This window comes from Arthrobacter sp. P1_B4 (assembly GCF_056406555.1).
Genome location: NZ_JBFTZW010000054.1, coordinates 1 through 22,684 on the forward strand (window position 1 = coordinate 1; position 22,684 = coordinate 22,684).

Genomic DNA, 22,684 nt, shown 5'->3' on the forward strand with positions numbered 1-22,684 from the left:
GTGCGGATCTAGATGTTGAAGCCCAGGGCGCGCATCTGGTCGCGGCCGTCCTCAGTGATCCGTTCCGGACCCCATGGCGGCATCCACACCCAGTTGAGCCGCCAATCGTCGACGATCCCGTCCAGGGCCTTGCCGACCTGCTCCTCGATCACGTCGGTGAGCGGGCATGCGGCGGTGGTGAGCGTCATGTCGATCAGCAGGGCGCCGTCGTCGTCGGAGTATTTCAGACCGTACAGCAGGCCCAGATCAACGATGTTCACCCCGAGTTCCGGGTCGATCACATCCTTGAGCGCCTCTTCGACATCCTCGAGGCCCGTGCGGGCCACATTGAGTTCGGTCATTGCGGAGTCCTAACTACGCCTGGGCTGCAGCCGAGGCGGCAGCGATGGTGGCCGCCCCTGCGCCGGTGGCGTAGCGGTCGTAGCCTTCGTCTTCGAGGCGGTCGGCGAGCTCCGGGCCGCCCTCTTCCACAACCTGGCCATCGACGAACACGTGCACGAAGTCCGGCTTGATGTAGCGCAGGATCCGGGTGTAGTGCGTGATGAGCAGGGTGCCCATGTTGCCTTCGCCGTGGGCGCGGTTGACGCCCTCGGAGACAACCTTGAGCGCGTCGACGTCCAGGCCGGAGTCGGTCTCGTCGAGGATGGCGAACTTCGGCTTGAAGAGCTCGAGCTGGAGGATCTCGACGCGCTTCTTCTCGCCGCCGGAAAAGCCTTCGTTGACGTTGCGCTGGGTGAAGTCGGCGTCGATGCGCAGCTGCGCCATGGCGGCCTTGACGTCCTTGGTCCACGTGCGCAGCTTGGGGGCTTCGCCGTCGATCGCGGTCTTGGCGGTGCGCAGGAAGTTGGTCATGCTCACGCCCGGGACCTCGACGGGGTACTGCATGGCGAGGAACAGGCCGGCGCGGGCGCGCTCGTCGACGCTCATGGCGAGGACGTCTTCACCGTCGAGGGTGATCGTGCCGGAGGTGACGTTGTAGCGCGGGTGCCCGGCGATGGTGGACGCCAGCGTGGACTTGCCGGAGCCGTTGGGGCCCATGATGGCGTGCGTCTCGCCGGTCCTGATGGTCAGGCTGACGCCCTTCAGGATTTCCTTGGTGCCCTGCTCGGTGTCAATGCTGACGTGCAGGTCCTTGATCTCAAGAGTCGACATGTGTCTTGTTCTCCTCTGCACCGTGCCCTCGGCACTGTGCGTTTTCTTGGCGATAAGTTTTCTTGTGCGGGATGCCGGCTGCAGGCAGCTAGCTGAAGTTGGGAGCCTCGGCGCCGTTCAGGACGTTGGTGAAGTCCACGTAGACCTCGTCATCCAGGACGGTCACGGCAAACACGGGAACGGGATCATAGGCCGGCAGCTGGAGCGGCTCGCCGCTGCGCAGGTCGAACTGGGAGCCGTGGCCCCAGCACTCGATCTTGCAGCCTTCGACTTCTCCTTCGGAGAGGGAGATGTCCGCGTGCGAGCAGGTGTCGCCGATGGCGTGGATCTCCCCCATCGAGTCCTTCACGATCGCTACCGGGTAGTCGTCGATCAGGATCCGCAGCGCCTGCTTGAGTTGGATCTCGCTGGCGTTGCAGACTAGCTCGCCCTTTGGCTGTTCAGTCATTGATGTCGTCCGTGTTCTCTGGTGCTGCGCACTAGTGGTTGGTCGCCGCGAGTTCGCGCTCGACGGCTTCCGTGAGGCGCTCTTCGATGGCCGGAACGTTGATCTTCTGGATGATCTCGTTCAGGAACCCGCGGACCACCAGTCGGCGGGCCACTTCTTCCGGGATGCCACGGGCCATCAGGTAGAACAGGTGCTGATCATCGAATCGTCCGGTGGCGCTGGCGTGGCCGGCGCCGGCGATCAGGCCGGTCTCAATCTCAAGGTTCGGCACGGAATCGGCGCGGGCACCGTCGGTCAGGACCAGGTTGCGGTTGGCCTCGTAGGTGTCGGTGCCTTCTGCTTCCTTGCGGATCAAAACGTCACCGACCCATACGGTGTGCGCGTTGCGGCCCTGCAGGGCGCCCTTGTACAGGACGTTGGACTTGCAGTTGGCCACGGCGTGGTCCACGAACAGGCGCTGCTCGAGGTGCTGGCCGGCGTCGGCGAAGTACAGGCCGAACAGTTCCACTTCGGCGCCCGGGGCGGTGAAGCGTGCCGAGGGCGTGACGCGCACGAGGTCGCCGCCGAGGCTGACCACAATGTGCTTGAACTTCGCGTCGCGGCCGAGCTTCGCCTGCTGGGAGGAAGCGTGGACGGCGTCGTCGTTCCATTCCTGGAGCGAGATGACGGTCAGCTGCGCGCCCTCCTCAACGAGGATTTCGATGTTTTCCGAGACGACGGCGGTGCCCTGGTGGTCCAGGACGACGACGGACTTGGAGAACCGTTCCGCGACGATCACGACGTGCTGTGCGGAAGCTTCGGTGCCCTGGCCGGTCAGCAGCACGCTGACCTCGCCCTCCACCTCGACCTCGGACGGGACCGTGATGACAGTGGCCTCGGCGAAGTTCTCCCAGGCGTTCGCGGAGACGCGGTCCTCGGGGATGGCGGCGGAGCCGATCCGGCGGTCGTCACGGCCGACGGTCTCGACCCGGACGCTGTCCGGAGCGGTGACGCTCACGGCCGGCGCCGCACCGGTGAGGACCTGGGTGTGCAGGCCGCGGAGGCGCTTGAGCGGGGTGAAGCGCCAGTCCTCCTCCATGCCGGTCAGCGGTTTGAAGTCCGCCAGCTTGTAGGAGGTCAGGCGGCCGGCGCGTGAGCTGTCCGGTACGCCGACACCGCCGCCGTGCGAGTGACGCTTGACGGCCTCGCCGGCCAGCGGCGCCTTGGACTCCGCGGCGTTCAGCGGTGAGAGGCTTTCGCCTTCCTCTGTGAAGCCGTTGATGAACGGCTGGGCTGAGGGCGCGCCGATGCGGGCCTTTTCAGTAGTGATGTCAGTCATTAACCGACCGATCCTTCCATCTGCAGTTCAATCAGTCGGTTCAGCTCGAGGGCGTATTCCATCGGCAGTTCGCGGGCAATCGGCTCGATGAAGCCGCGGACGATCATCGCCATGGCCTCGTCTTCGCGCATGCCGCGGGACATCAGGTAAAACAACTGCTCCTCGCTGACCCGCGAGACCGTGGCCTCGTGGCCCATCGTGACGTCGTCCTCGCGGATGTCAATGTACGGGTAGGTATCCGACCGGCTGATGGTGTCCACCAGGAGGGCGTCGCAGCGGACCGTGTTGGCCGAGTGCTTGGCGCCTTCGCGGACCTGGACCAGGCCGCGGTAGGCAGCACGGCCGCCGCCGCGGGCCACGGACTTGGAGATGATCGAGCTCTTGGTGTTGGGCGCGATGTGGACCATCTTGGAGCCGGTGTCCTGGTGCTGGCCTTCGCCGGCGAACGCGATGGACAGGGTCTCGCCCTTGGCGCCTTCGCCCACGAGGTAGACGGCCGGGTACTTCATGGTGACCTTGGAGCCGATGTTGCCATCGATCCACTCCATGGTGGCGCCCTCTTCGCAGATGGCGCGCTTGGTCACCAGGTTGTACACGTTGGTGGACCAGTTCTGGATGGTCGTGTAGCGGACGCGGGCGCCCTTCTTCACGATGATTTCCACGACGGCGGAGTGCAGCGAGTCCGAGGTGTAGATCGGCGCGGTGCAGCCTTCGATGTAGTGGACGTAGGAGTCCTCGTCGGCGATGATCAGCGTGCGCTCGAACTGGCCCATGTTTTCCGTGTTGATGCGGAAGTAGGCCTGCAGCGGGATGTCCACGTGGACGCCCTTGGGCACGTACACGAAGGAACCGCCGGACCAGACGGCCGTGTTCAGCGACGCGAACTTGTTATCGCCCACCGGGATGATGGTGCCGAAGTACTCCTGGAAGATCTCCGGGTGCTCGCGCAGCGCGGTGTCGGTGTCCAGGAAGATGACGCCCTGGGCTTCCAGGTCCTCGCGGATCTGGTGGTAGACCACTTCAGACTCGTACTGGGCGGCGACGCCGGAGACGAGGCGGCTGCGCTCGGCTTCCGGGATGCCCAGCTTCTCGTAGGTGTTCCGGATGTCCTCGGGCAGGTCTTCCCAGGTGGCGGCCTGCTTCTCGGTGGAGCGCACGAAGTACTTGATGTTGTCGAAGTCGATGCCGGACAGGTCCGCGCCCCAGGTGGGCATGGGCTTGCGGTCGAAGTACTTCAGGCCCTTGAGCCGGAGGTCGAGCATCCATTCCGGCTCGTTCTTCTTGGCCGAAATATCGCGAACAACGTCTTCGTCGATGCCGCGGCGGGCGTTGGCCCCGACGTCGTTCTTGTMGGCCCAGCCGTACTCATAGGTGCCAATTCCGTGGAGCTCGGGATTCTTTTCCAGAATCTCCGAAATCACAGTAGAGCCAGCAACCTTCTTCTCTGATAGTTGGTCCGTCATCACGGCCTTTCTTGGAGATGGTTGGATACTTCGTCCGGGTTGACCGGTGCGGCGGGACTGGGAGTCCCGACGGCGGCCGGACGGCCCGTAGGTATGTGGGTGGTGCAGACGTGCCCGCCGCGCGCCAGGGTGGACAGCCGGCGCACATCGACGCCGACCAGCCGGGAGAACACGTCGGTCTCCACGTCGCAGAACACGGGGAACTGGGCAGCCAGGTGCTGGATGGGGCAGTGCCCCTGGCAGAGCTGGACGCTGGAGAGCGCCGCCGGGAGCGGGGCCTTGGCTTCGATCGACTGCGCCGAGGCGACGAACCCGTCGCGGCTCAGCGCCGCGGAGAGAGCCTGGGCGCGGGCCGTGATGTCCGGTCCTGCCTGCTCGATCTCCGGCGCGTAGCGGCGCTCCATGTCGGCGAACCGCTCGACGGCGAACTGCCGCACTGCCTCGGGGCCGGCCGCCTCGCCGAGCCGGCGCAGCGCCACGGAGGCGATGTCGAGGTAGTCGTTGCCCAGGTTCGACTGGCCCTGGGAGCTCAGGACGTAGCGGCGGGCGGGCCGTCCGGCGCCGGCACCGGCGCGGGCAACCCGCTTGACCTCAATCACGCCGGTGCGCGCGAGGTGGTCCAGGTGGCGGCGCACGGCGGCCGGAGTGAAGCCCAGAAGGTCGCCGAGTTCGGCTGCGCTGATTGGTCCGTGTTCCAGCACCGCGTTCAGGACGCGGTCGCGCGTGCGCTCTTCGGCGTCGTGCGCGTGGGTGCCGGCGGCCGCGGGAACGGCGTCCGGAACGGCAGCCACGTGTGCCCGGGCAGGCCTGACGCGCGCGGCGCCGCGCCCGGACGGGACTGCGGACGCAGCGGCTCCGGACACAGCGGCTCCGGACACCGTAGCTCCGGACACAGGGGCGCTCATGGAATACACAACACAATCATGTCGTAATTTAGTCCGGCATTCCAGTAAGGCATGGCTTGCCTGCGGGACCGCCCCGCCGGGAAGCCGACGTACTACATCGCGTAGAATGCTGTGGTGCGATCTCCCGAATCCCCCGTACTGACCATCAGCGGGCTTGTCAAGGATGTTGGTCCACTGCCCACCCTCGACGGCAAGATGCTGCGCGTGGTCAGCGGCCTTTCCCTCATCGCCGAACGCGGCCAAGTCACGGCCCTGCTCGGCGCCAATGGCGCGGGCAAGACCACCACCATCGAATGCGCCCAGGGGCTGCAAAAGCGCACCGCCGGCGCCATCAGCCTACTCGGCCACGATCCGGATTCGGCCGGCGCGGGCCTCCGTGCCCGGGTGGGCGTGATGCTGCAGGACGGCGGCCTGCCGCCGTCGGCCCGGCCCATCCCCCTGCTGCGGCACATCGCCGGCATGTACCAGGACCCGTGGCCGGTGGATGAACTCATCGGCCGCCTGGGCATCGACTCCTTCAGCCGCACCAACGTGCGGCGCCTGTCCGGCGGCCAGAAACAGCGCCTCGCCCTGGCCGCGGCGCTGGTCGGCAATCCGGAGGTCCTGTTCCTCGACGAGCCCAGCGCGGGCCTCGACCCGCAGTCCCGCCAAATGGTCTTCGATCTCATCTCCGAACTGCGGAACAGCGGCATGGGCATCATCCTGACGACGCACCTGATGGACGACGCCCAACGGCTGGCGGACTACGTCTACATCATCGACGCCGGCCGCAACGTCGCCGAGGGCACCGTCGCCCAGCTCCTGCGCCACCAGCTCCCGGCCGGCGACGCATCGCAGCACATCCGCACCTTGTTGTTCGAAACCGAACCCGGCCTGGACTTCGCCGGCGTGCTGCCCGACGGCGTCGACGTCACCGAGGCGCGGGCCGGCAGTTACGCCGTGACCGGAGCCCTGACCCCCGCCGACCTCGCCGCGATCACCGCGTGGTGGGCCCAGCGCGGGATCATGCCCAGCTCCCTGAGCCTTGAAGCGCGCAGCCTCGAGGACGTCTTCCTGGACATCTCCGGAAGGGAGATCCGATGACCCGCGTAACTGGTGGCGCCCCGCTGGAGAGCGCACGCCGTGCCGGCGCGCCCCCCGCCGCACATGGCAGCGCCCCCGCGTCCCTGCTGCGCCGCATCCTGCTGCAGGGGCAGTACGAGACAGTCACCATGCTCAGGAACGGCGAGCAGCTGATCCTCGCGATAGTGCTGCCGCTGCTGGCCATGGTCGGCCTGACCGTGACTCCCCTGCTGGACGGACTCGGTTCGAGCCGCATCAATGTCGCCGTCCCCGGCATCCTGGCACTGTGCGCCATGTCCACAGCCTTCACCGGGCAGGGCATCTCCACCGGCTTCGACCGCCGCTACGGCGTCCTGCGCTTTCTTTCCACGACACCCCTGGGCCGCACCGGCCTGATTGCGGGGAAGGTCCTGGCCGTCCTGGCGGTGCTGTTCCTGCAGGTGCTCATCGTGACCGCCGTGGCCCTGCTGCTGGGCTGGCAGCCCAATCCCGCGGGCTGGCTGCCCGGGCTGGCCATCCTGGTGCTCGGCGCCGCCGCTTTCACGGCACTCGGGCTGCTGGTCGCCGGGACAGTGCGGCCGGAGGCGACCCTGGCCATCACCAACCTGCTCTGGATCCTGCTTGGCGCGCTGGGCGGAATCGTGATTCCGGCCGAACGGATCCCGGCGCTGGCCCAGGCCGTGGTGCATTTCCTCCCCTCCGGCGCGCTGGGCCAGGCGCTGAGGGATGCTTTCCTGTACGGCAGCGTCAATGGTGCCGCCGTTCTTGTCCTGCTGCTCTGGACGGCGATCGCCGGCGGCGCAGCAACCCGTTGGTTTAAGTGGAATTGAGAAAACTGTGAGCACGGCGTCACGAACTCCCCGGATTGTCTCCGGAATCACCTCCCGGCTGCCAGTCCGCGTCGATAAGACGGTCAGGCGGCTGGCCGTGCTGTCCCTCATTGGCCAGATCGTCCTGGTGGTGACCGGCGGCGCCGTCCGCCTGACGGCCTCGGGCCTTGGCTGTCCCACGTGGCCGCGCTGCACGGAGGGATCCCTGGCGACCACCCCGGAAATGGGGATCCACGGAATCATCGAATTCGGCAACCGGCTCCTGACGTTTGCGCTGGCGGCCGTCGCCGTGATGATGCTGGTCTATCTGTGGAACCTCCGCAAGGAGCGCCGCGACCTCTTCCTGCTGGCCCTCGGCCTGCTCGCAAGCATCCCGGCCCAGGCGGTCATCGGCGGCATAACGGTGCTGACCCAGCTGAACCCGTGGGTCGTGGGCCTGCACTTCCTCGTGTCCATGGCCCTCGTGGTCCTCGCGACCCTTCTGGTGAACCGGGCCTACGACCGCACGGGCAAGGCCCGGACCGTGCAGCTTCCCGCCCTGCCGGGCGTTGCCCGCCCGGTGATGACCGCCGTCGCGGTCCTCTCGGCCGTCGCGGTCTGCCTCGGTGTGGTAGTGACCGGCGCCGGTCCGCATGCCGGGGACGCGAACGCCCCGCGCAACGACCTCGACTGGGACCTGTTCGCGCACATCCACGCCGTGCCCGCCTACCTGGTGACCGCCGGCGCGCTGTTCGCGTTGGTCCTGGTGGTCCGCGGCCGGATTCAGGGGCCGTTCCGCTCCTCGGTGTTCATGCTCCTGGGCGTCACGGTGCTGCAGGCCACAATCGGCTTCACGCAGTACTACAACGGCATCCCGGCGCTGCTCGTCGGCGCTCACATGCTGGCGGCGGCGCTGCTGATGAGCGCGGCGACCAACGCCGCAGACCTCGCCCGCTACAGCCYGGTGGATTAACCCGATGGACTAACCAGCCGCAGCACCCTGAACAAAAGCGTCGCGGGGTCGCTTACGGCCCTTCCGGCACGCCCGGACGGGCCGTAAGTGGCCCCGCGTTTGCTGTCTGTTGCTGTCTGGGCACTCGTACGGGCGCTGCGGCAACAATGACCAGTACCGCATTCACCTCCCGGGGGCTGGCCTTGACGGGATTTCCGGGTGGACTATGGGATGGCATGGACATGGATCGTCGCGGCCGTGGGTTTTCCTCGTTCGTTCCCGTGACGCTGACCGGAAGGCCTTCTCTGATGCAAGCGACAGAACCGACCGTGCCTCCTTCACCCTCAGCCCGCCAGCGCGCGGCGAGCCTCAAAGAACGCGTGTACATCATCTTCACGAGCCTGGCCGTGGTGTTGGCGCTTCGGAGTCACGCGGACGAGACCACGCCGCTGGCAGCGGCGGCGACGCTCAGCATCGTGGTGATCGGCTCCCTGCTGGGGATTTTTGTCGCCGACCTCCTGAGCCACCTGACTGTTCATTCGAAGCTCCCCACCGGCGACGAGCTGCACCACATGATCACGGTCAGCGCGGGCGGCCTCGGCGTCCTGGTCACCCCGCTGCTCCTCCTCACGGCAGCCGGCCTTGGTCTGTGGTCGACGGCCGTTGCCCTCGGGTGGGCAGTCGCTGTTCTGGTTGTCTCGCTCGGCATCGTCGGGTTCCTCGCGATCCGCCGCCTCGAGATCCCGCTCCGTCACAAGGCCGCCATCATGTTCGCCGAAGTCGTGTTGAGCCTGCTTGTAATCGGGCTGGAGCTGGTGGCCCACAATCTCTAAAGAAGCCTTAAGGCCTCCCCCCTCGACGCCAGGTTACTGGCCAGTCACTTGTCCAAACGGGAAAGATTTCGGAATACTGGATGCTGTGGCCCCTTTTCGGGCCCGCCCTTTAGCTGGGCTACCGCAGAGCCGGGCAGCCACAGAGCTGGCGTCAGGTTTCGTCCAGCCAGGGCGGGAATACTTGGATAGGGCGCAGAACTGGCGCCGCAATCGCATCCATGGATCGACGGACGGCGCGGTTTTGCCTTGATGCAGCTGGAATCGGAACCGGCCAGACAGAGGCACCGGAGGATATGTGGCGTTACTAGTCCGCGAAAGGCCCGCACAGACGGTCCAACATACTGCAAAGCGCCCGCGGCTGGACGGCCTGGACGTTCTTCGCGGTGCCGCCGTGGGCGCGGTCCTGCTCGGACATTCCTGGCCCGGCATATTCCAGGGCGCCGGCATCGTGGGTGTCATTGCCTTCTTCGTGTTGAGCGGTTACCTGATCACCAACGTGCTGGTCGGCGATATCGAACGGCACCGAAAAATTCGTTACGGACGCTTCTATGCGCACAGGGCCTTCCGGCTGGTGCCGGCACTGGTCTCTCTCCTGGGCGTATACGCGATCGTCGAATTGGCCACCGACGTCCTCGGTGACCGGTCCAAGGGAATCGTGGGCTACACGGTCCTAGCCGGTCTTGGCTACCTCAAAGACCTCCCCCTGCCGTTCGACGTCAGCATGGCGATCGGACCGCTCTGGACGCTGGCGGTGGAAGAACAGTTCTACCTGATCTGGCCCGCGCTGCTGGTGCTCGCGCTGCGGCGCAACCGCCAGGGACGGCTGATTGGCTGGTCCGCCGCCGTCGCGCTGTTCCTCATGTCGGCCAGTGTGCTGGCAATGGTGACCCTGGCCCCGCAACTTCACTCGCTGGTCTACGCGCTGCCGACCACGTGGGGCCTGGGCCTGATCATCGGTTCGGCCCTGCGGTTGTACAGGGTCCATGTGTTCAACTGGTTCACCGGCCGCTGGCTCAGGCGTGCGACCCTGCTCGGTTCCGTCACCGTCCTGGCCGCGCTGATCTACTTCCCGAAGGCCAACGAAACGCCGGCCTTCATGTTCATTGGCGGCCCGCTGGCCATGGCCGCCGCGGCCGTCCTGGTCGCACTGGCCGCCTCCCGAACCGCAGTGATGCCGAAGTGGACGCGCCCGGTGCAGCTGCTGGGCACCGTCTCCTACGCCGCGTACCTCTGGAACTACGCCGTCATTCTCTGGCTCAACGGCGGCTCCACGGCCGATCTGCCGCCGCTCATCGCGGTGTCCGCCATCGTGGTGACCCTGCTCATTGCGGTCATCAGCTGGCACACTGTCGAACGGCTCGGGCGGATCGCTCGGACCCGCTTCGACCAGCACTATTCTGCGCGCTACCATCCGGACCGGCAGCAGGCCGTCAGCGCGGCTCCCGGCACGGTTAGTCGGCACGGTTAGTCGCCAGAGTTCAGTTGGCACCCTTCAGTCGGCAGAGTTCAGTCGGCACCCTTCAGTCGCTGCGCGGGTCGTTCTCCAGCGTGCAGGCGTCGGTGTTAGCCCCGCAGACGATCACCGCGACGCGTTCCCCTTCGGCGGGTGTGTAAGCCCCTGACGTGAGCGCCGCGAACGCAGCCGCAGGCCCCGTATTCGGCGGGGATCCGGTAATCGCTCCACAATTGTGACCGTGCGGCGACGATGGCGGCGTCGTCCACCAGCACAGAGGCCGGCGGGACGCGTGAGGCGATGCTGAAGGCGATCCCACCCACGCGCCTGGCTCCGAGGGAATCCGCGGCGACGCCCGAAACGGCCACATCGACCGGGCGGCCGGCGTCGAGGGCCGCGTGCAGCGTGGGGATGGTGAAGGGCTCGACCGCGACGACGCGGGCCCGGCCCTCGGCAGCTGCCGCCACGCCCGCATAGAGTCCGCCGCCGCCGACGGCGACGACGATCGTGTCGATGCCGGGCTCGTCCTCAAGGATTTCCTCGGCCAGGGTGCCCGCGCCCGCCGCGATTTCCAGCTGGTCGTACGCATGGCAGAACAGGGCGCCGGTATCTTCCACGTAGTGCATTGCGGCCGCGAACGCCTCCGCGTACTCGGCGCCGACCTGCCGGACCGTGGCGTTGTACGCGAGGAGGCGCTCGACCTTTACCCGCGGGGCGTTCTCCGGGACGAACACCGTCGCCGGCACACCGAGGGCCGCGGCGGCGTACGCGTTCGCCAAACCCGCGTTGCCGCCTGACGCCGCCACCACGCCGACGGCCGGGTCCAGCTCCCCGCGCTCCCGGGCGGCGAGCTGGCGGTTGAAGGCGCCGCGGGCCTTGAAGACGCCCGTGTGCTGCAGGAACTCACATTTGAACCAGAGCGGGGCGGCAGCGGTACCCCCGCGGAGCAACGGTGTGCGCCGCACGTAACCCCTGATGCGGTTCTGCGCCTGAAGTACGTCGCTGCGGTTGATCACGGGCTCCCCCTGGGGTTGTGTCGCTTGGCCGGTTCGTAAGGATACCCCGGGACCGAAAAGGACCGTCCCCCTGATACAGCTGACGCTCCCCCACCAGTGTTGAGGGAGCGTCAGGCAGATGAACGGGGGAATCAGCCGCCCATGACGGCCGAGCCGACGAACGGGTCGACGGCCAGGGCAATGAAGAGCAGGGTCAGGTAGCTGATGGAGCCGTGGAAGACCTTCATGGCTCCCTTGTTGGAAACGTCGCCGGCCTGGGCGCGGTTGTACAGGGCGTGCGACTCGTACAGGAACCAGGCACCGGCGCCGACGGCGGTCACCGTGTAGACCCAGCCGGCACCACCGGCCGGGATCATCAGCAGCGAACACGCCACCATGGCCCAGGCGTAGAGGACCACCTGCACCGACACCACCTTCGCACCGGCGATGGCGCCCAGCATCGGCACGTTGGCGTTGCGGTAGTCCTCGCCGTAGCGCATCGACAGCGGCCAATAGTGCGGCGGGGTCCAGAGGAAAATCACCATGAACAGCACGACGGCGGGCCACTCGACGGTGTTGGTGACGGCGGCCCAGGCGATCAGGACCGGGAAGCACCCGGCGGCGCCGCCCCAAACAATGTTCTGGGCCGTGCGCCGCTTCAGGATCATGGTGTAGATGACCACGTAGAAGACGATGGCGCCGAGCCCGAGCCACGCGGCGAGCGGGTTGGCCCCGAACCAGAGGATGGCGATCGCCGCCGCGCCCAGCAGCCAGGAGAAGATGAGGGCTTCGCGGGGTGTGACCTCACCGGTGACCAGGGGCCGGTTCTCCGTGCGGTGCATGAGCTTGTCGATGTCGCGGTCGATGTAACAGTTGAAGGCGCCGGCGGAACCTGCCGCGAACGCGCCGCCCACCAGCGTCGCGAGGATCAGGCCGATCGACGGGAAGCCGCGTTCGGCATAGATCATGGTGGGCAGCGTGCTGACGAGCAGGAGCTCGATCACGCGGGGTTTCGTGAGCGCCAGGTAGGCCTTGGCTTTGCGGCCGAAGCCCATTCTTCCCGAGGCCGGGGAGGCGTTCAGCGGCGTATTAGTTGTGCTCACGGTGGCAGTCACTCTGTTCTGTCTGGCTGTGCAGTTCTGTCTGGCTGGGCAGCCCCGGGTGGATTTCGCAACGCACTGTGCTGCAGACCGGGCTCCGCGCTCGGCGCACACCCGTGTCCTTGCCCCAGTCGAAGGCCACCACCCATCATACCGTGGAGCTCCGGGCCGGACGGCCGCCGAACGCCGCGCCATGATTCCGGCGCGTTAACGCCGGCTCACCGGCGCCGCGGCGGACGGTGATTCATATAAGCGAAATCAGGTCCAATTGGTGAGATATACGCTGACCACAAAGTGGAATGGGACTAGGCTGTCATTAGATCAGCGCACACGGGCACGCATTTAGGCACTTGCCGGAACACGCGGCTCTGCATCTGCGTCTGAATGATAGATCAACGTTTCGATGGTGAACGGCTGGTACGAACCGCAGCGGGCACCGAACTGTGCCCGGGCGGGAAAAGAGCGTACCGCCGGCCGTCAGCACAGAGAGGGGCCCGGTTTTCGTGCCACATTTGGAAGAGCAAGAACTGTCATGGACTGACTTGGACCAGCGCGCGGTGGACACCGTCCGGGTGCTGGCCGCGGATGCGGTGGAGAAGGTCGGAAACGGCCACCCGGGGACGGCGATGAGCCTGGCTCCGGCCGCTTATTTGTTGTTCCAGAAGCTGATGCGCCACGACCCGGCGAATCCGGACTGGCTGGGCCGCGACCGGTTCGTCCTGTCCCCCGGGCAMACGTCCCTGACCCTGTACATCCAGCTGTTCCTCTCCGGCTACGGCCTGGAACTGAAGGACCTGGAGGCGCTGCGGACCTGGGGCTCGCTGACCCCGGGCCACCCGGAGTACAAGCACACCAAGGGCGTGGAGATCACCACCGGCCCGCTGGGCCAGGGCCTGGCGTCCGCGGTCGGCTTCGCCTATTCCCAGCGCCGGATGCGCGGCCTGTTCGACGCCGACGCTCCCGCCGGCACGAGCCCGTTCGACCACACCGTCTGGGTGATCGCCTCCGACGGCGACCTGCAGGAAGGCGTCACCTCCGAGGCGTCCTCACTCGCCGGTCACCAGGAACTGGGCAACCTCGTGGTGATCTACGACGAGAACCACATCTCGATCGAGGACGACACGGATGTGGCGTTCACCGAGGACGTCCTGGCCCGCTACGAGGCCTACGGCTGGCACACCCAGCGGGTCGACTGGACCCGGACCGGCGAATACGTCGAAGACGTCCAGGAATTGCACGCCGCACTGCTCGCCGCGAAGGCCGAAACCGGCAAGCCCTCCATCATCTCCCTGCGGACCATCATCGGGTACCCGGCGCCGAAGAAGCAGAACACCGGCAAGATCCACGGCTCCGCCCTCGGCGCTGAGGAAGTCGCAGCCCTGAAGAAGGTCCTGGGCTTCGACCCGGAACGCGCCTTCCAGGTCGACGAGGACGTCCTGGCCCACGCCCGTGCCGTGCAGGACCGCGGCGCGGCCGCCCGCGCCGACTGGCAGGCCTCGTTCGAGGCGTGGCAGGCCGGCAACCCCGAGTCCGCTGCACTGCTGGAACGCGTCGAAGCGAAGAAGCTCCCGGGCGACTTCGAAGCGGCCCTGCCGGTCTTCGAAGCCGGCAAGGACGTCTCCACCCGGGCCGCCTCCGGGAAGGTCCTGAACGCGATCGGCCCGGTCATGCCCGAACTCTGGGGCGGCTCCGCCGACCTCGCGGAGTCGAACAACACCACGATCGAGGGCTCGCCCTCATTCATCCCGACGTCCCGGTCCACCGCGGCGTGGAAGGGCAACCCCTACGGCCGGGTCCTGCACTTCGGCATCCGCGAGCACGCCGCGGCGTCGATCGTGAACGGCATCTCCCTGCACGGGCGCACCCGGGCTTTCTCCGGAACGTTCCTGATCTTCTCCGACTACCAGCGCCCCGCGATCCGGCTCGGCGCCCTCATGGGCGTCCCGTCGCTGTATGTCTGGACGCACGACTCGATCGGCCTGGGCGAGGACGGCCCCACGCACCAGCCCGTTGAGCAGCTCGCCTCCCTCCGCGCCATCCCGGGCCTGGACGTCGTCCGCCCGGGAGATGCGAACGAGGTCGCCGCGGCCTGGAAGGCCATGCTGGAAAACCACGAAAACCCCGCCGGCATCGTCCTGACCCGGCAGAACATCCCCACCTACGCCCGCGGCACCGGCGTCGCCGACGGCGACACCTTCGGCTCCACCGCCGGCGTCGAGAAGGGCGGCTACGTCCTTGCCGAGGCGTCGAAGGACGGCTCCACCGCCGAAGCCCAGGTCATCCTGATCGGCACCGGCTCCGAGGTCCAGCTCGCCGTCAACGCCCGCGAAGCGCTGCAGGCGGAGGGCATCCCCACCCGTGTGGTGTCCATGCCCTGCGTGGAATGGTTCAACAAGCAGGACGCCGCCTACCGCGACGCCGTGCTGCCCCCGGCCGTGAAGGCACGCGTCTCGGTCGAAGCCGGACTGGCCCTGGGCTGGAAGGAATTCGTCGGCGACGCCGGCCGTTCCATCTCCCTGGAGCACTTCGGCGCGTCCGCGGACTACAAGCGCCTCTTCCAGGAATTCGGCATCACGGCAGAAGCAGTCGCCGCCGCCGCGAAGGAATCCCTCGCCGGCCTCACCAACTGATCCACCACCACGGTTCCGGGGGACGCTGTGCCCCCGGAACCCATGATTTCCAGGAGTTATGAAATGACTACCCCCACCCAGCAGCTCTCCGACGCCGGCGTCTCGATCTGGCTCGACGACCTCTCCCGCGGCCGCCTGCAGACAGGCACCCTGCGCAAGCTGATCGAAGAGAAGAACGTCGTTGGTGTCACCACCAACCCGTCGATCTTCCACGCCGCCATCACCGCCGGCCACGACTACGACGCCGTGATCGCCGCCCAGGCCGCCGCCGGCGCCACCGTCGAAGAGACCGTCTTCGAAATCACGACCACCGACGTCGCCGACGCCTGCGACCTGTTCGCCCCGGTCGCCGCGGCCACCAAGGGCGTCGACGGCCGCGTCTCCATCGAGGTCGACCCCCGCCTGGCCTGGGACACCGCCGGCACCATCGCCGAAGCGAAGCACCTGTACAAGAAGGTCAACAAGGACAACGTCCTGATCAAGATCCCGGCCACCCTCGAAGGCCTCGAGGCGATCACCGCCACCCTGGCCGAGGGCATCAGCGTCAACGTGACCCTGATCTTCTCGCTGGAACGCTACCGCGCCGTGATCAACGCTTTCCAGTCCGGGCTCGAGCAGGCCAAGGACAACGGCCACGACCTGTCCACGATCCACTCGGTCGCGTCCTTCTTCGTCTCCCGCGTCGATGCCGAAATCGACAAGCGCCTCAACGCCATCGGCACCGAGGAAGCCAAGGCACTCAAGGGCAAGGCCGGCCTGGCCAACGCGCGTCTGGCCTACCAGGTCTACGAGGAGCTTTTCTCCACCGAACGCTGGGCACTGCTGGCCGAGGCCGGCGCCCTGCCGCAGCGCCCCCTGTGGGCCTCCACCGGCGTGAAGGACCCGGCCTACCCGGACACGCTCTACGTCACCGAACTCGTTGCCCCCGGCGTCGTCAACACCATGCCGGAGAAGACGCTCGACGCGACGTTCGACCACGGCACCGTCACGGGCGACACCGTCACCCGCGGCTACGACGACGCCAACGCCACGCTGAACTCCCTCGACGCGCTGGGGATTTCCTACAACGACGTCGTCGCCCTGCTCGAATCCGAAGGCCTGGACAAGTTCGTGGCCAGCTGGAAGGAACTGCTGGGCGACGTCGAAGGCGCCCTGGCCTCTGCACGGAAGGCTTCCTAACCCACCATGAGCACACTCAGCTACGACGCCACCGGCGCAGCCCACCAGGCACATGAGCAGCACCTCCCGGCACTGCTGGAAGACCGCATTGCCACCCGGATCTTCGCGAAGGACCACACCCTGTGGGGTCCGGAAGCAGAGCAGGAATCCGCTGTCCGGCTGGGCTGGGTCGAGGCGGCTTCCGTCTCCCAGCCGCTGGTCGGCGACATTCTCGAACTCCGCGACGCGCTGAAGGCCGAGGGCGTAACGCGGATCGTCCTCTGCGGGATGGGCGGCTCTTCGCTGGCGCCTGAAGTCATTGCGGGCACCGCTGGCGTCGAGCTGACTGTTCTGGACAGCACCGACCCCGAACAGGTCAGTGCCGCGGTGGCGGACCGGCTGGACGAAACCGCGATCGTGGTTTCCTCCAAGTCCGGCTCCACTGTGGAAACCGATTCCCAGCGCCGGATCTTCGAGCAGGCGTTCACCGATGCCGGGATCGATGCGAAGAGCCGCATCATCATCGTCACCGACCCGGGGTCGCCGCTGGACAAGGCCTCCCGGGAGGCAGGCTACCGCGCCGTCTTCAATGCAGATCCGAACGTCGGCGGCCGTTTCTCGGCACTGACCGCCTTCGGGCTGGTCCCGTGCGGGCTGGCCGGCGTCGACATCCATGCTTTCCTGGATGAGGCCGAAGAAGCCGCCGAGATCCTCAATGAGGACTCGGAGGACAACATCGGCCTCGCTCTCGGCACCGCCCTGGGCGGCACCACCCCGCTGCGCAACAAGATCGTCATCGCCGAGGACGGATCCGGGATCGTGGGCTTCGCCGACTGGGCCGAGCAGCTCATCGCCGAATCCACGGGCAAGCTCGGCACCGGCGTGCTGCCGGTCGTAGCCGGTCCTGCCTCCCCGGAAGCCACCCTGGGCGCCCCCGACGTCCTGGTCATCAGGCTCGTCGCGGCGGATGCCGACGTGCAGCTCGGCGAGAACGAGGTCGCCATCGCCGGCGGCCTGGCCACGCAGATGATGGTGTGGGAATTCGCCACCGCCGTGGCCGGCCGCCTGCTCGGCATCAACCCGTTCGACCAGCCGGACGTCGAGGCAGCGAAGATCGCCGCCCGCGGCCTGCTGGACGCACAGCCCGCACCGACGCCGGCGAATTTCACCGACGGCGCGATCGAGGTTCGCGGCGGGGAATGGCTCGGTGACGCCGGCACCGCGGCTGAGGCTGTCAGCGCCCTGCTCAGCGAACTCGGCCCGGACAACTACCTCAGCGTCCAGGCCTATTTCGACCGGCTGGCCTATGCCAGCTTCGAAGGCGTCCGGGACGAACTGGCCGCGGTCAGCGGACGCCCGGTCACCTTTGGCTGGGGCCCGCGGTTCCTGCACTCCACCGGCCAGTTCCACAAGGGCGGACCCGCGATCGGCGTTTTCCTGCAGGTCACGGCCGCATCCGCGGCTGACCTGGCCATCCCGGACCGGCCGTTCACGTTCGGCGAGCTGATCTCGGCGCAGGCCGCGGGCGATGCCCAGGTCCTGTCCGAGCACGGCCGTCCGGTCCTTCGGCTGCACCTGGCCGACCGCGCCGCGGGTGTGAAGCAGCTCCAGGAGCTCGTCACCTCCCTTGCCGGCCAGGCAGCATCCTCCACTGAAAGCTAAGGCACCCACGCAACCATGCCAGAAACCTACATCGGCGGCAGGAACACGGCCGGCCGGGGGCGCAATCCGCTCCGGGACCCCCGTGACCGCCGTCTGAACCGTATTGCCGGACCGGCGTCGCTGGTCCTGTTCGGGGTGACCGGGGACCTCGCCCGCAAGAAGCTCATGCCCGCCGTGTATGACCTCGCCAACCGCGGGCTGCTGCCGCCGAGCTTCGCGCTGGTGGGCTTTGCCCGCCGCGAGTGGGAGAACGAGGACTTCGCCGCGGAGGTCAAGGAGTCCGTCAAGGCGTACGCCCGCACCCCGTTCGACGAAACGGTCTGGAAGCAGCTCTCCGAGGGCATCCGCTTCGTGCAGGGCGAGTTCGACGACGACGAGGCGTTCAAGCGGCTCTCCGACACGATCGATGAGCTCGACGAACAGCGCGGGACGCGGGGAAACCACGCGTTCTACCTCTCGATCCCGCCGAAGGCCTTCGAGCAGGTCTGCCGTCAGCTCTCCAAGCACGGCCTGGCCCAGGCCGCGGGCGACAACTGGCGCCGCGTGGTGATCGAAAAGCCGTTCGGACACGACCTCGGGTCGGCCCGGCAGCTCAACGACATCGTCGAGTCGGTGTTCCCGCCGGACGCGGTGTTCCGGATCGACCACTACCTGGGCAAGGAGACGGTGCAGAACATCCTGGCACTGCGCTTCGCCAACCAGCTCTTCGAGCCGCTCTGGAACGCCAACTATGTGGACCACGTCCAGATCACCATGGCCGAGGACATCGGGACCGGAGGCCGGGCAGGCTACTACGACGGCGTGGGCGCGGCCCGCGACGTCATCCAGAACCACCTGCTGCAGCTGCTGGCCCTGACGGCGATGGAAGAACCGATCTCCTTCAACGCGGACGACCTGCGTGCCGAGAAGGAAAAGGTCCTCGCCGCCGTCCGGCTCCCCGAGGATCTCTCCTCCCACTCCGCCCGCGGGCAGTTCACCGGCGGCTGGCAGGGCGGCGAGGAAGTCCTCGGGTACCTGGAGGAGGAGGGCATCCCGGCCGATTCCAAGACCGAGACGTTCGCCGCGATCCGGGTGGACATCAACACCCGCCGCTGGTCCGGCGCGCCGTTCTACCTGCGCGCCGGCAAGCGGCTGGGGCGCCGGGTGACGGAGATCGCCGTCGTGTTCAAGCGCGCACCAAACCTGCTCTTCACGGACCACGGCGAGGACGACTTCGGCCAGAACGCCGTGGTGATCCGGGTCCAGCCTGACGAGGGCGCCACGATCCGGTTCGGTTCCAAGGTCCCGGGCACCCAGATGGAGGTCCGCGACGTCACCATGGACTTCGGCTACGGCCACTCTTTCACTGAGTCCAGTCCCGAAGCCTACGAACGCCTGATCCTGGATGTGCTCCTGGGCGAGCCGCCGCTGTTCCCCCGGCACCAGGAAGTTGAGCTGTCCTGGAAGATCCTGGATCCCTTCGAGGAATACTGGGCCGGCCTGGACGAACAGCCCCAGCCCTACGCTCCCGGCAGCTGGGGCCCTGCCTCGGCCGATGAGCTCCTTGCCCGCGACGGACGAACCTGGAGAAGGCCATGATCGTAGATCTTCCCGACACCACCACCTCCAAGATTTCCAAGAAGATTATGGCCCTGCGCGAGCAGGGTGGCGTGATCGCCCTTGGCCGGGTCCTGACCCTCGTGGTCGTCACCCGCTCCGGGCTGGAAGAGGAGGCCATCGAGGCCGCCAACGAGGCCAGCCGGGAACACCCGTGCCGGATCATCGTCCTCGCCGACGCCGGGGCCTCGGCCCCGACCCGGCTGGACGCCCAGATCCGCGTTGGCGGCGACGCCGGCGCCTCCGAGGTGATCCTGCTGCGCGGCTACGGCGAACTGGCCGAGGAAAGCGAATCCCTCGTCGCGGCCCTGCTGCTCCCGGACGCCCCGATCGTGGCCTGGTGGCCGCACGGCGCGCCCAGGAACGCGTGCCAGACCTCGGTCGGGGGCATCGCGCACCGCCGGATCACCGACTCGGCCAATGAAGCGGACCCGGTCGCGGCGCTGGAGAACATCCGCCGCACCTACAAGGCCGGCGACACGGACCTGGCTTGGACCCGGCTGACCAACTGGCGCATCCAGCTGGCCGCGGTCCTGGACCAGGTGGACGACTCGCCGGTGACGGCCGTGGCCGTCGAGGGCGCCTCGGACTCCCCCAGCACCGTGCTTCTCGCAGCCTGGCTCACCCTGGCCCTGGACGTTCCCGTGACGATTGTGGCGGATCCGGCCGGAACCGGCATCCGGCGCGTCCGGCTGACCCGGCCCGGCGGCGACATCCAGCTCTTCCGGCCCGGGCTCACCATCGCGGAACTGACCCAGCCCGGCCAGCCCGCCCAGCGGATCTCACTGCCCCGCCGCAGCCTCAAGGACTGCCTGGCCGAAGAACTCCGACGCCTGGATCCGGACGAAGTCTTCGGTGAAGTGATTACTATGGGACTGCCGCGTACCAATCTAAGGAGTGTCCGTCCCAGTGAGCGCTGACCCGAGAGTAAGCATCCATCCTGACTCGACCGTTCTGATGGCGGCCATCGCAGCCCGCCTGATTACCAAGCTGGTGGATATCCAGGACCGGCACGGCGAGGCCACGGTAGTGCTTACCGGGGGAACGATGGGCATCGGCTCGCTCAAGGCAGTGGCCGAATCGCCCGCGGCGCGGGCCGTCGACTGGTCCAAGGTGAACTTCTGGTGGGGTGACGAGCGCTTCGTGGCGGCCGGCGACGCCGAGCGCAACGCCCGCCAGGCCCAGGACGCCCTCCTGTCCCACATCAATGTTGATCCGGCGCGCGTCCATGTGCCCGGTTCCACCGATGACTTCGACAGCCCGGACGACGCCGCGGCCGACTATGCCCGCCGGCTCGCCGAGGCGGCGGCCGCCGAGCACGCCGCTGACATGTCCTACGACAGGCCGGAACAGCCTGCGCGGCTCCCCCGCCTGGACATCGTCCTCCTCGGCGTCGGGCCGGACGCACACGTCGCCTCGCTCTTCCCGGAGCAGGCCGGCATCCGGGAGAAAGAACTGACTGTCGTGGGCGTCCGCAGCTCCCCCAAGCCGCCGCCGGCGCGGGTGTCGCTGACGTTGCCGGCGATCAACACGGCATCCGAGGTGTGGATGGTGGTGGCCGGTGACGACAAGGCCGGCGCCGTAGGGCTCGCCCTGGCCGGCGCTAATCCCGTGCAGGTGCCCGCCGCGGGGCCGCGCGGCCGCCGGGAAACGCTGTGGCTGATTGACGAGGACGCGGCCTCACGGGTCCCGGAGCAGCTCGTCCGGAAGGGTCCGTCCGGAGCGTAGACGCTCCAGCGCTCCAGCCAGCACGTCTTCGGCGTCCTGGCTGGAGCGCCGTTCTTTAACGTATTCCAGATGCGTCTTGAAGCCCTCTGTTGGCGTTTCCTCCAGGGCAAACTTTGATTCGTCGCGGGTTGCGGTGCCGCCGCAGCGCCGGCAGTCCCATACTCCGGGGATCTGTTCCTCCGGCAGCTGTGCGAACACGAGCGAGGTTTCATGGCCCTTGGCGCACCGGAAAGCTACACGAATACGGGGCTGGCGTACGCCGGCCCCGTTCAGTGGTTCATGGCGGGGAGTGGCCCCCTCGGTGGCGCCCACACGGATTCCTTTGAATCCGGAAGCAGAATGCAGCATCGGGAACTCCTGGCTACTTAGCTGGTGGAAGTGCAAGACGACAGCCACAGTGTAGTTCGTGAGTTCCCGATGCCGGGAGGGCCATAAGGACCCCATATGAAGTTTTCGAAACGGGCGTCCTAGGAATCGGCGCCTGTGCTGAACCGCATGAGCAGCCCGAGGGCGATGATCACCACGCCCCAGGTGATTCCCAGGATGACCGTGAACCGGTTGAGGTTCCGTTCCGCGACGCCGGAGGAGCTCAGGCCCGAGCTCATGCCGCCGCCGAACATGTCGGACAGGCCGCCTCCGCGTCCCTTATGGAGCAGGATGAGCAACGTCAGCAGGAGGCTGGTGATGCCCAGGAGGACCTGCAGAATGACATGAAGAACGTCCACGACGGCCTTTCAGAAGGATTGGATTGCGGGGGTCAGGCTGTGTCCGGACTAATCCGTCAACAGGTGACTCTCGAACCTGACAATATTAGCAAACTCGGCAGCGTCCAGGCTGGCACCGCCGACCAGCAAGCCGTCGACGTCGCGCTCCTTCAGGATCGATGCCGCGTTGTTGGCCTTGACCGAGCCGCCGTACAGCAGGCGGGTCTTGGCGGCGACGTCTGCTCCGAAGAGGGTGGACAGTTCGGCACGGATGGCGGCGCACATTTCCTGCGCGTCCTCCGGGCCTGCGACCTCGCCGGTGCCGATGGCCCACACGGGCTCGTAGGCAACTACGAGCTCGGCGGCCTGCTCCGGGGTGAGGCCTTCGACGCAGGCGCGCAGCTGGGCGAGGGTGTGGTCCACGTGGGTGCCGGCCTGCCGGATCTCCAGGCCTTCACCGACGCAGAGGACCGGGGTGATGCCGTGCCGGAAGGCGGCTTTGGTCTTGGCGTTGAGCACGGCGTCGGACTCGTTGTGGATGGTGCGGCGTTCGCTGTGGCCGACCAGGACGTAGCTGCAGGCAAGCTTGGCGAGGAACTGGCCGGAAATGTCGCCCGTGTAGGCGCCGGAGTCGAACTGGGAAAGGTCCTGGCCACCATAGACGACGGCGAGCTCGTCGCCCTGGACCAGGGTCTGGACGCCGCGGAGATCCGTGA

General features: G+C 67.3%; 21 protein-coding genes and 1 pseudogene. 11 read left to right on the forward strand and 11 right to left on the reverse strand.

Features of this window, described 5'->3' with window-relative positions:
- Nucleotides 1–8: 8 nt before the first annotated feature.
- The 6 genes from AC1D1W_RS14825 to AC1D1W_RS14850 form a co-directional block, all read right to left on the reverse strand.
- Nucleotides 9–341 carry a metal-sulfur cluster assembly factor gene (locus tag AC1D1W_RS14825; protein WP_018772973.1) on the reverse strand — a complete coding sequence of 111 codons (333 nt, stop codon included), beginning with the start codon at nt 339–341 and terminating at the stop codon, nt 9–11.
- 13 nt (nt 342–354) lie between these two features.
- Entirely contained in the window at nt 355–1,152 is a 798-nt protein-coding gene (gene sufC, locus AC1D1W_RS14830) for a Fe-S cluster assembly ATPase SufC (RefSeq protein WP_026537381.1), read from the reverse strand.
- Nucleotides 1,153–1,240: 88 nt separating this feature from the next.
- Nucleotides 1,241–1,600, reverse strand: a complete 360-nt coding sequence (locus AC1D1W_RS14835; RefSeq protein WP_223917407.1) for a non-heme iron oxygenase ferredoxin subunit — start codon at nt 1,598–1,600, stop codon at nt 1,241–1,243.
- 31 nt (nt 1,601–1,631) lie between these two features.
- Nucleotides 1,632–2,918: a Fe-S cluster assembly protein SufD gene (sufD, locus tag AC1D1W_RS14840; protein ID WP_476944081.1), complete on the reverse strand. Its 1,287-nt coding sequence runs from the start codon at nt 2,916–2,918 to the stop codon at nt 1,632–1,634.
- A complete protein-coding gene (gene sufB / locus AC1D1W_RS14845; protein WP_476944082.1) occupies nt 2,918–4,381 on the reverse strand; it encodes a Fe-S cluster assembly protein SufB in 1,464 nt (487 codons plus the stop codon). Before sufB ends, sufD begins: the two co-directional genes overlap by 1 nt.
- On the reverse strand, nt 4,381–5,286 hold the full coding sequence (locus tag AC1D1W_RS14850; RefSeq protein ID WP_243177705.1) for a helix-turn-helix transcriptional regulator: 906 nt from the start codon (nt 5,284–5,286) through the stop codon (nt 4,381–4,383). The genes sufB and AC1D1W_RS14850 overlap by 1 nt, the downstream gene beginning before the upstream one ends.
- Before the next feature lie 114 nt (nt 5,287–5,400).
- Between AC1D1W_RS14850 and AC1D1W_RS14855 the strand changes: the two genes are divergently transcribed.
- The 5 genes from AC1D1W_RS14855 to AC1D1W_RS14875 all read left to right on the forward strand — a co-directional run bounded on the left by AC1D1W_RS14855 (nt 5,401) and on the right by AC1D1W_RS14875 (nt 10,410).
- A complete protein-coding gene (locus tag AC1D1W_RS14855) occupies nt 5,401–6,369 on the forward strand; it encodes an ABC transporter ATP-binding protein (protein ID WP_028275511.1) in 969 nt (322 codons plus the stop codon).
- The gene (locus AC1D1W_RS14860) at nt 6,366–7,178 is read left to right on the forward strand and encodes an ABC transporter permease (protein ID WP_243177707.1); all 813 of its coding nucleotides are present in this window, start codon (nt 6,366–6,368) and stop codon (nt 7,176–7,178) included. Before AC1D1W_RS14855 ends, AC1D1W_RS14860 begins: the two co-directional genes overlap by 4 nt.
- A 7-nt stretch (nt 7,179–7,185) precedes the next feature.
- Nucleotides 7,186–8,130, forward strand: coding sequence for a COX15/CtaA family protein (locus AC1D1W_RS14865; protein WP_476944083.1), 945 nt, complete (start codon nt 7,186–7,188; stop codon nt 8,128–8,130).
- Between the two features lie 287 nt (nt 8,131–8,417).
- Nucleotides 8,418–8,942: a hypothetical protein gene (locus tag AC1D1W_RS14870; RefSeq protein ID WP_243177711.1), complete on the forward strand. Its 525-nt coding sequence runs from the start codon at nt 8,418–8,420 to the stop codon at nt 8,940–8,942.
- 295 nt (nt 8,943–9,237) lie between these two features.
- On the forward strand, nt 9,238–10,410 hold the full coding sequence (locus tag AC1D1W_RS14875) for an acyltransferase family protein (protein WP_476944084.1): 1,173 nt from the start codon (nt 9,238–9,240) through the stop codon (nt 10,408–10,410).
- 52 nt (nt 10,411–10,462) lie between these two features.
- Here the strand turns inward: AC1D1W_RS14875 and AC1D1W_RS14880 are convergent.
- Both AC1D1W_RS14880 and AC1D1W_RS14885 read right to left on the reverse strand, forming a co-directional pair.
- Nucleotides 10,463–11,411 (reverse strand): annotated as a pseudogene (locus tag AC1D1W_RS14880) (threonine/serine dehydratase).
- A gap of 131 nt (nt 11,412–11,542) precedes the next feature.
- Nucleotides 11,543–12,505, reverse strand: a complete 963-nt coding sequence (locus AC1D1W_RS14885) for a heme o synthase (protein WP_028275505.1) — start codon at nt 12,503–12,505, stop codon at nt 11,543–11,545.
- Nucleotides 12,506–13,002: 497 nt separating this feature from the next.
- Here AC1D1W_RS14885 and tkt point away from each other — a divergent pair, with 497 nt between their 5' ends.
- The 6 genes from tkt (at nt 13,003) to pgl (ending at nt 21,264) form a co-directional block, all read left to right on the forward strand.
- A complete protein-coding gene (gene tkt, locus AC1D1W_RS14890; protein WP_476944089.1) occupies nt 13,003–15,120 on the forward strand; it encodes a transketolase in 2,118 nt (705 codons plus the stop codon).
- 63 nt (nt 15,121–15,183) lie between these two features.
- On the forward strand, nt 15,184–16,299 hold the full coding sequence (gene tal / locus AC1D1W_RS14895) for a transaldolase (RefSeq protein ID WP_243177721.1): 1,116 nt from the start codon (nt 15,184–15,186) through the stop codon (nt 16,297–16,299).
- Nucleotides 16,300–16,305: 6 nt separating this feature from the next.
- Complete coding sequence (locus AC1D1W_RS14900) at nt 16,306–17,940, forward strand: glucose-6-phosphate isomerase (RefSeq protein WP_476944085.1); 1,635 nt, start codon at nt 16,306–16,308, stop codon at nt 17,938–17,940.
- 15 nt (nt 17,941–17,955) lie between these two features.
- The gene (gene zwf, locus AC1D1W_RS14905) at nt 17,956–19,518 is read left to right on the forward strand and encodes a glucose-6-phosphate dehydrogenase (RefSeq protein ID WP_476944086.1); all 1,563 of its coding nucleotides are present in this window, start codon (nt 17,956–17,958) and stop codon (nt 19,516–19,518) included.
- Nucleotides 19,515–20,456 carry a glucose-6-phosphate dehydrogenase assembly protein OpcA gene (locus AC1D1W_RS14910; protein ID WP_028275501.1) on the forward strand — a complete coding sequence of 314 codons (942 nt, stop codon included), beginning with the start codon at nt 19,515–19,517 and terminating at the stop codon, nt 20,454–20,456. The genes zwf and AC1D1W_RS14910 overlap by 4 nt, the downstream gene beginning before the upstream one ends.
- Nucleotides 20,446–21,264, forward strand: a complete 819-nt coding sequence (gene pgl / locus AC1D1W_RS14915) for a 6-phosphogluconolactonase (RefSeq protein WP_476944087.1) — start codon at nt 20,446–20,448, stop codon at nt 21,262–21,264. The genes AC1D1W_RS14910 and pgl overlap by 11 nt, the downstream gene beginning before the upstream one ends.
- On the opposite strand, the gene AC1D1W_RS14920 is transcribed toward pgl, so the two are convergent.
- From AC1D1W_RS14920 to tpiA, 3 genes are all read right to left on the reverse strand, one after another.
- Nucleotides 21,217–21,612, reverse strand: coding sequence for an RNA polymerase-binding protein RbpA (locus AC1D1W_RS14920; RefSeq protein ID WP_028276843.1), 396 nt, complete (start codon nt 21,610–21,612; stop codon nt 21,217–21,219). The genes pgl and AC1D1W_RS14920 overlap by 48 nt on opposite strands.
- Nucleotides 21,613–21,731: 119 nt before the next feature.
- Entirely contained in the window at nt 21,732–21,989 is a 258-nt protein-coding gene (secG, locus tag AC1D1W_RS14925; RefSeq protein ID WP_018772994.1) for a preprotein translocase subunit SecG, read from the reverse strand.
- Between the two features lie 48 nt (nt 21,990–22,037).
- A partial coding sequence (gene tpiA, locus AC1D1W_RS14930; RefSeq protein ID WP_476944088.1) for a triose-phosphate isomerase occupies nt 22,038–22,684 on the reverse strand: 647 nt, incomplete at its 5' end.

Excerpts from the sequence above, each read along its gene's own strand:
- AC1D1W_RS14825 (WP_018772973.1), bottom strand. The coding sequence starts at position 341 with ATGACCGAACTCAATGTGGCCCGCACGGGCCTCGAGGATGTCGAAGAG.
- sufC (WP_026537381.1), bottom strand. The coding sequence starts at position 1,152 with ATGTCGACTCTTGAGATCAAGGACCTGCACGTCAGCATTGACACCGAG.
- AC1D1W_RS14835 (WP_223917407.1), bottom strand. The coding sequence starts at position 1,600 with ATGACTGAACAGCCAAAGGGCGAGCTAGTCTGCAACGCCAGCGAGATC.
- sufD (WP_476944081.1), bottom strand. The coding sequence starts at position 2,918 with ATGACTGACATCACTACTGAAAAGGCCCGCATCGGCGCGCCCTCAGCC.
- AC1D1W_RS14850 (WP_243177705.1), bottom strand. The coding sequence starts at position 5,286 with ATGAGCGCCCCTGTGTCCGGAGCTACGGTGTCCGGAGCCGCTGTGTCC.
- AC1D1W_RS14860 (WP_243177707.1), top strand. The coding sequence starts at position 6,366 with ATGACCCGCGTAACTGGTGGCGCCCCGCTGGAGAGCGCACGCCGTGCC.
- AC1D1W_RS14870 (WP_243177711.1), top strand. The coding sequence starts at position 8,418 with ATGCAAGCGACAGAACCGACCGTGCCTCCTTCACCCTCAGCCCGCCAG.
- tal (WP_243177721.1), top strand. The coding sequence starts at position 15,184 with ATGACTACCCCCACCCAGCAGCTCTCCGACGCCGGCGTCTCGATCTGG.
- AC1D1W_RS14900 (WP_476944085.1), top strand. The coding sequence starts at position 16,306 with ATGAGCACACTCAGCTACGACGCCACCGGCGCAGCCCACCAGGCACAT.
- zwf (WP_476944086.1), top strand. The coding sequence starts at position 17,956 with ATGCCAGAAACCTACATCGGCGGCAGGAACACGGCCGGCCGGGGGCGC.
- AC1D1W_RS14910 (WP_028275501.1), top strand. The coding sequence starts at position 19,515 with ATGATCGTAGATCTTCCCGACACCACCACCTCCAAGATTTCCAAGAAG.
- AC1D1W_RS14920 (WP_028276843.1), bottom strand. The coding sequence starts at position 21,612 with ATGCTGCATTCTGCTTCCGGATTCAAAGGAATCCGTGTGGGCGCCACC.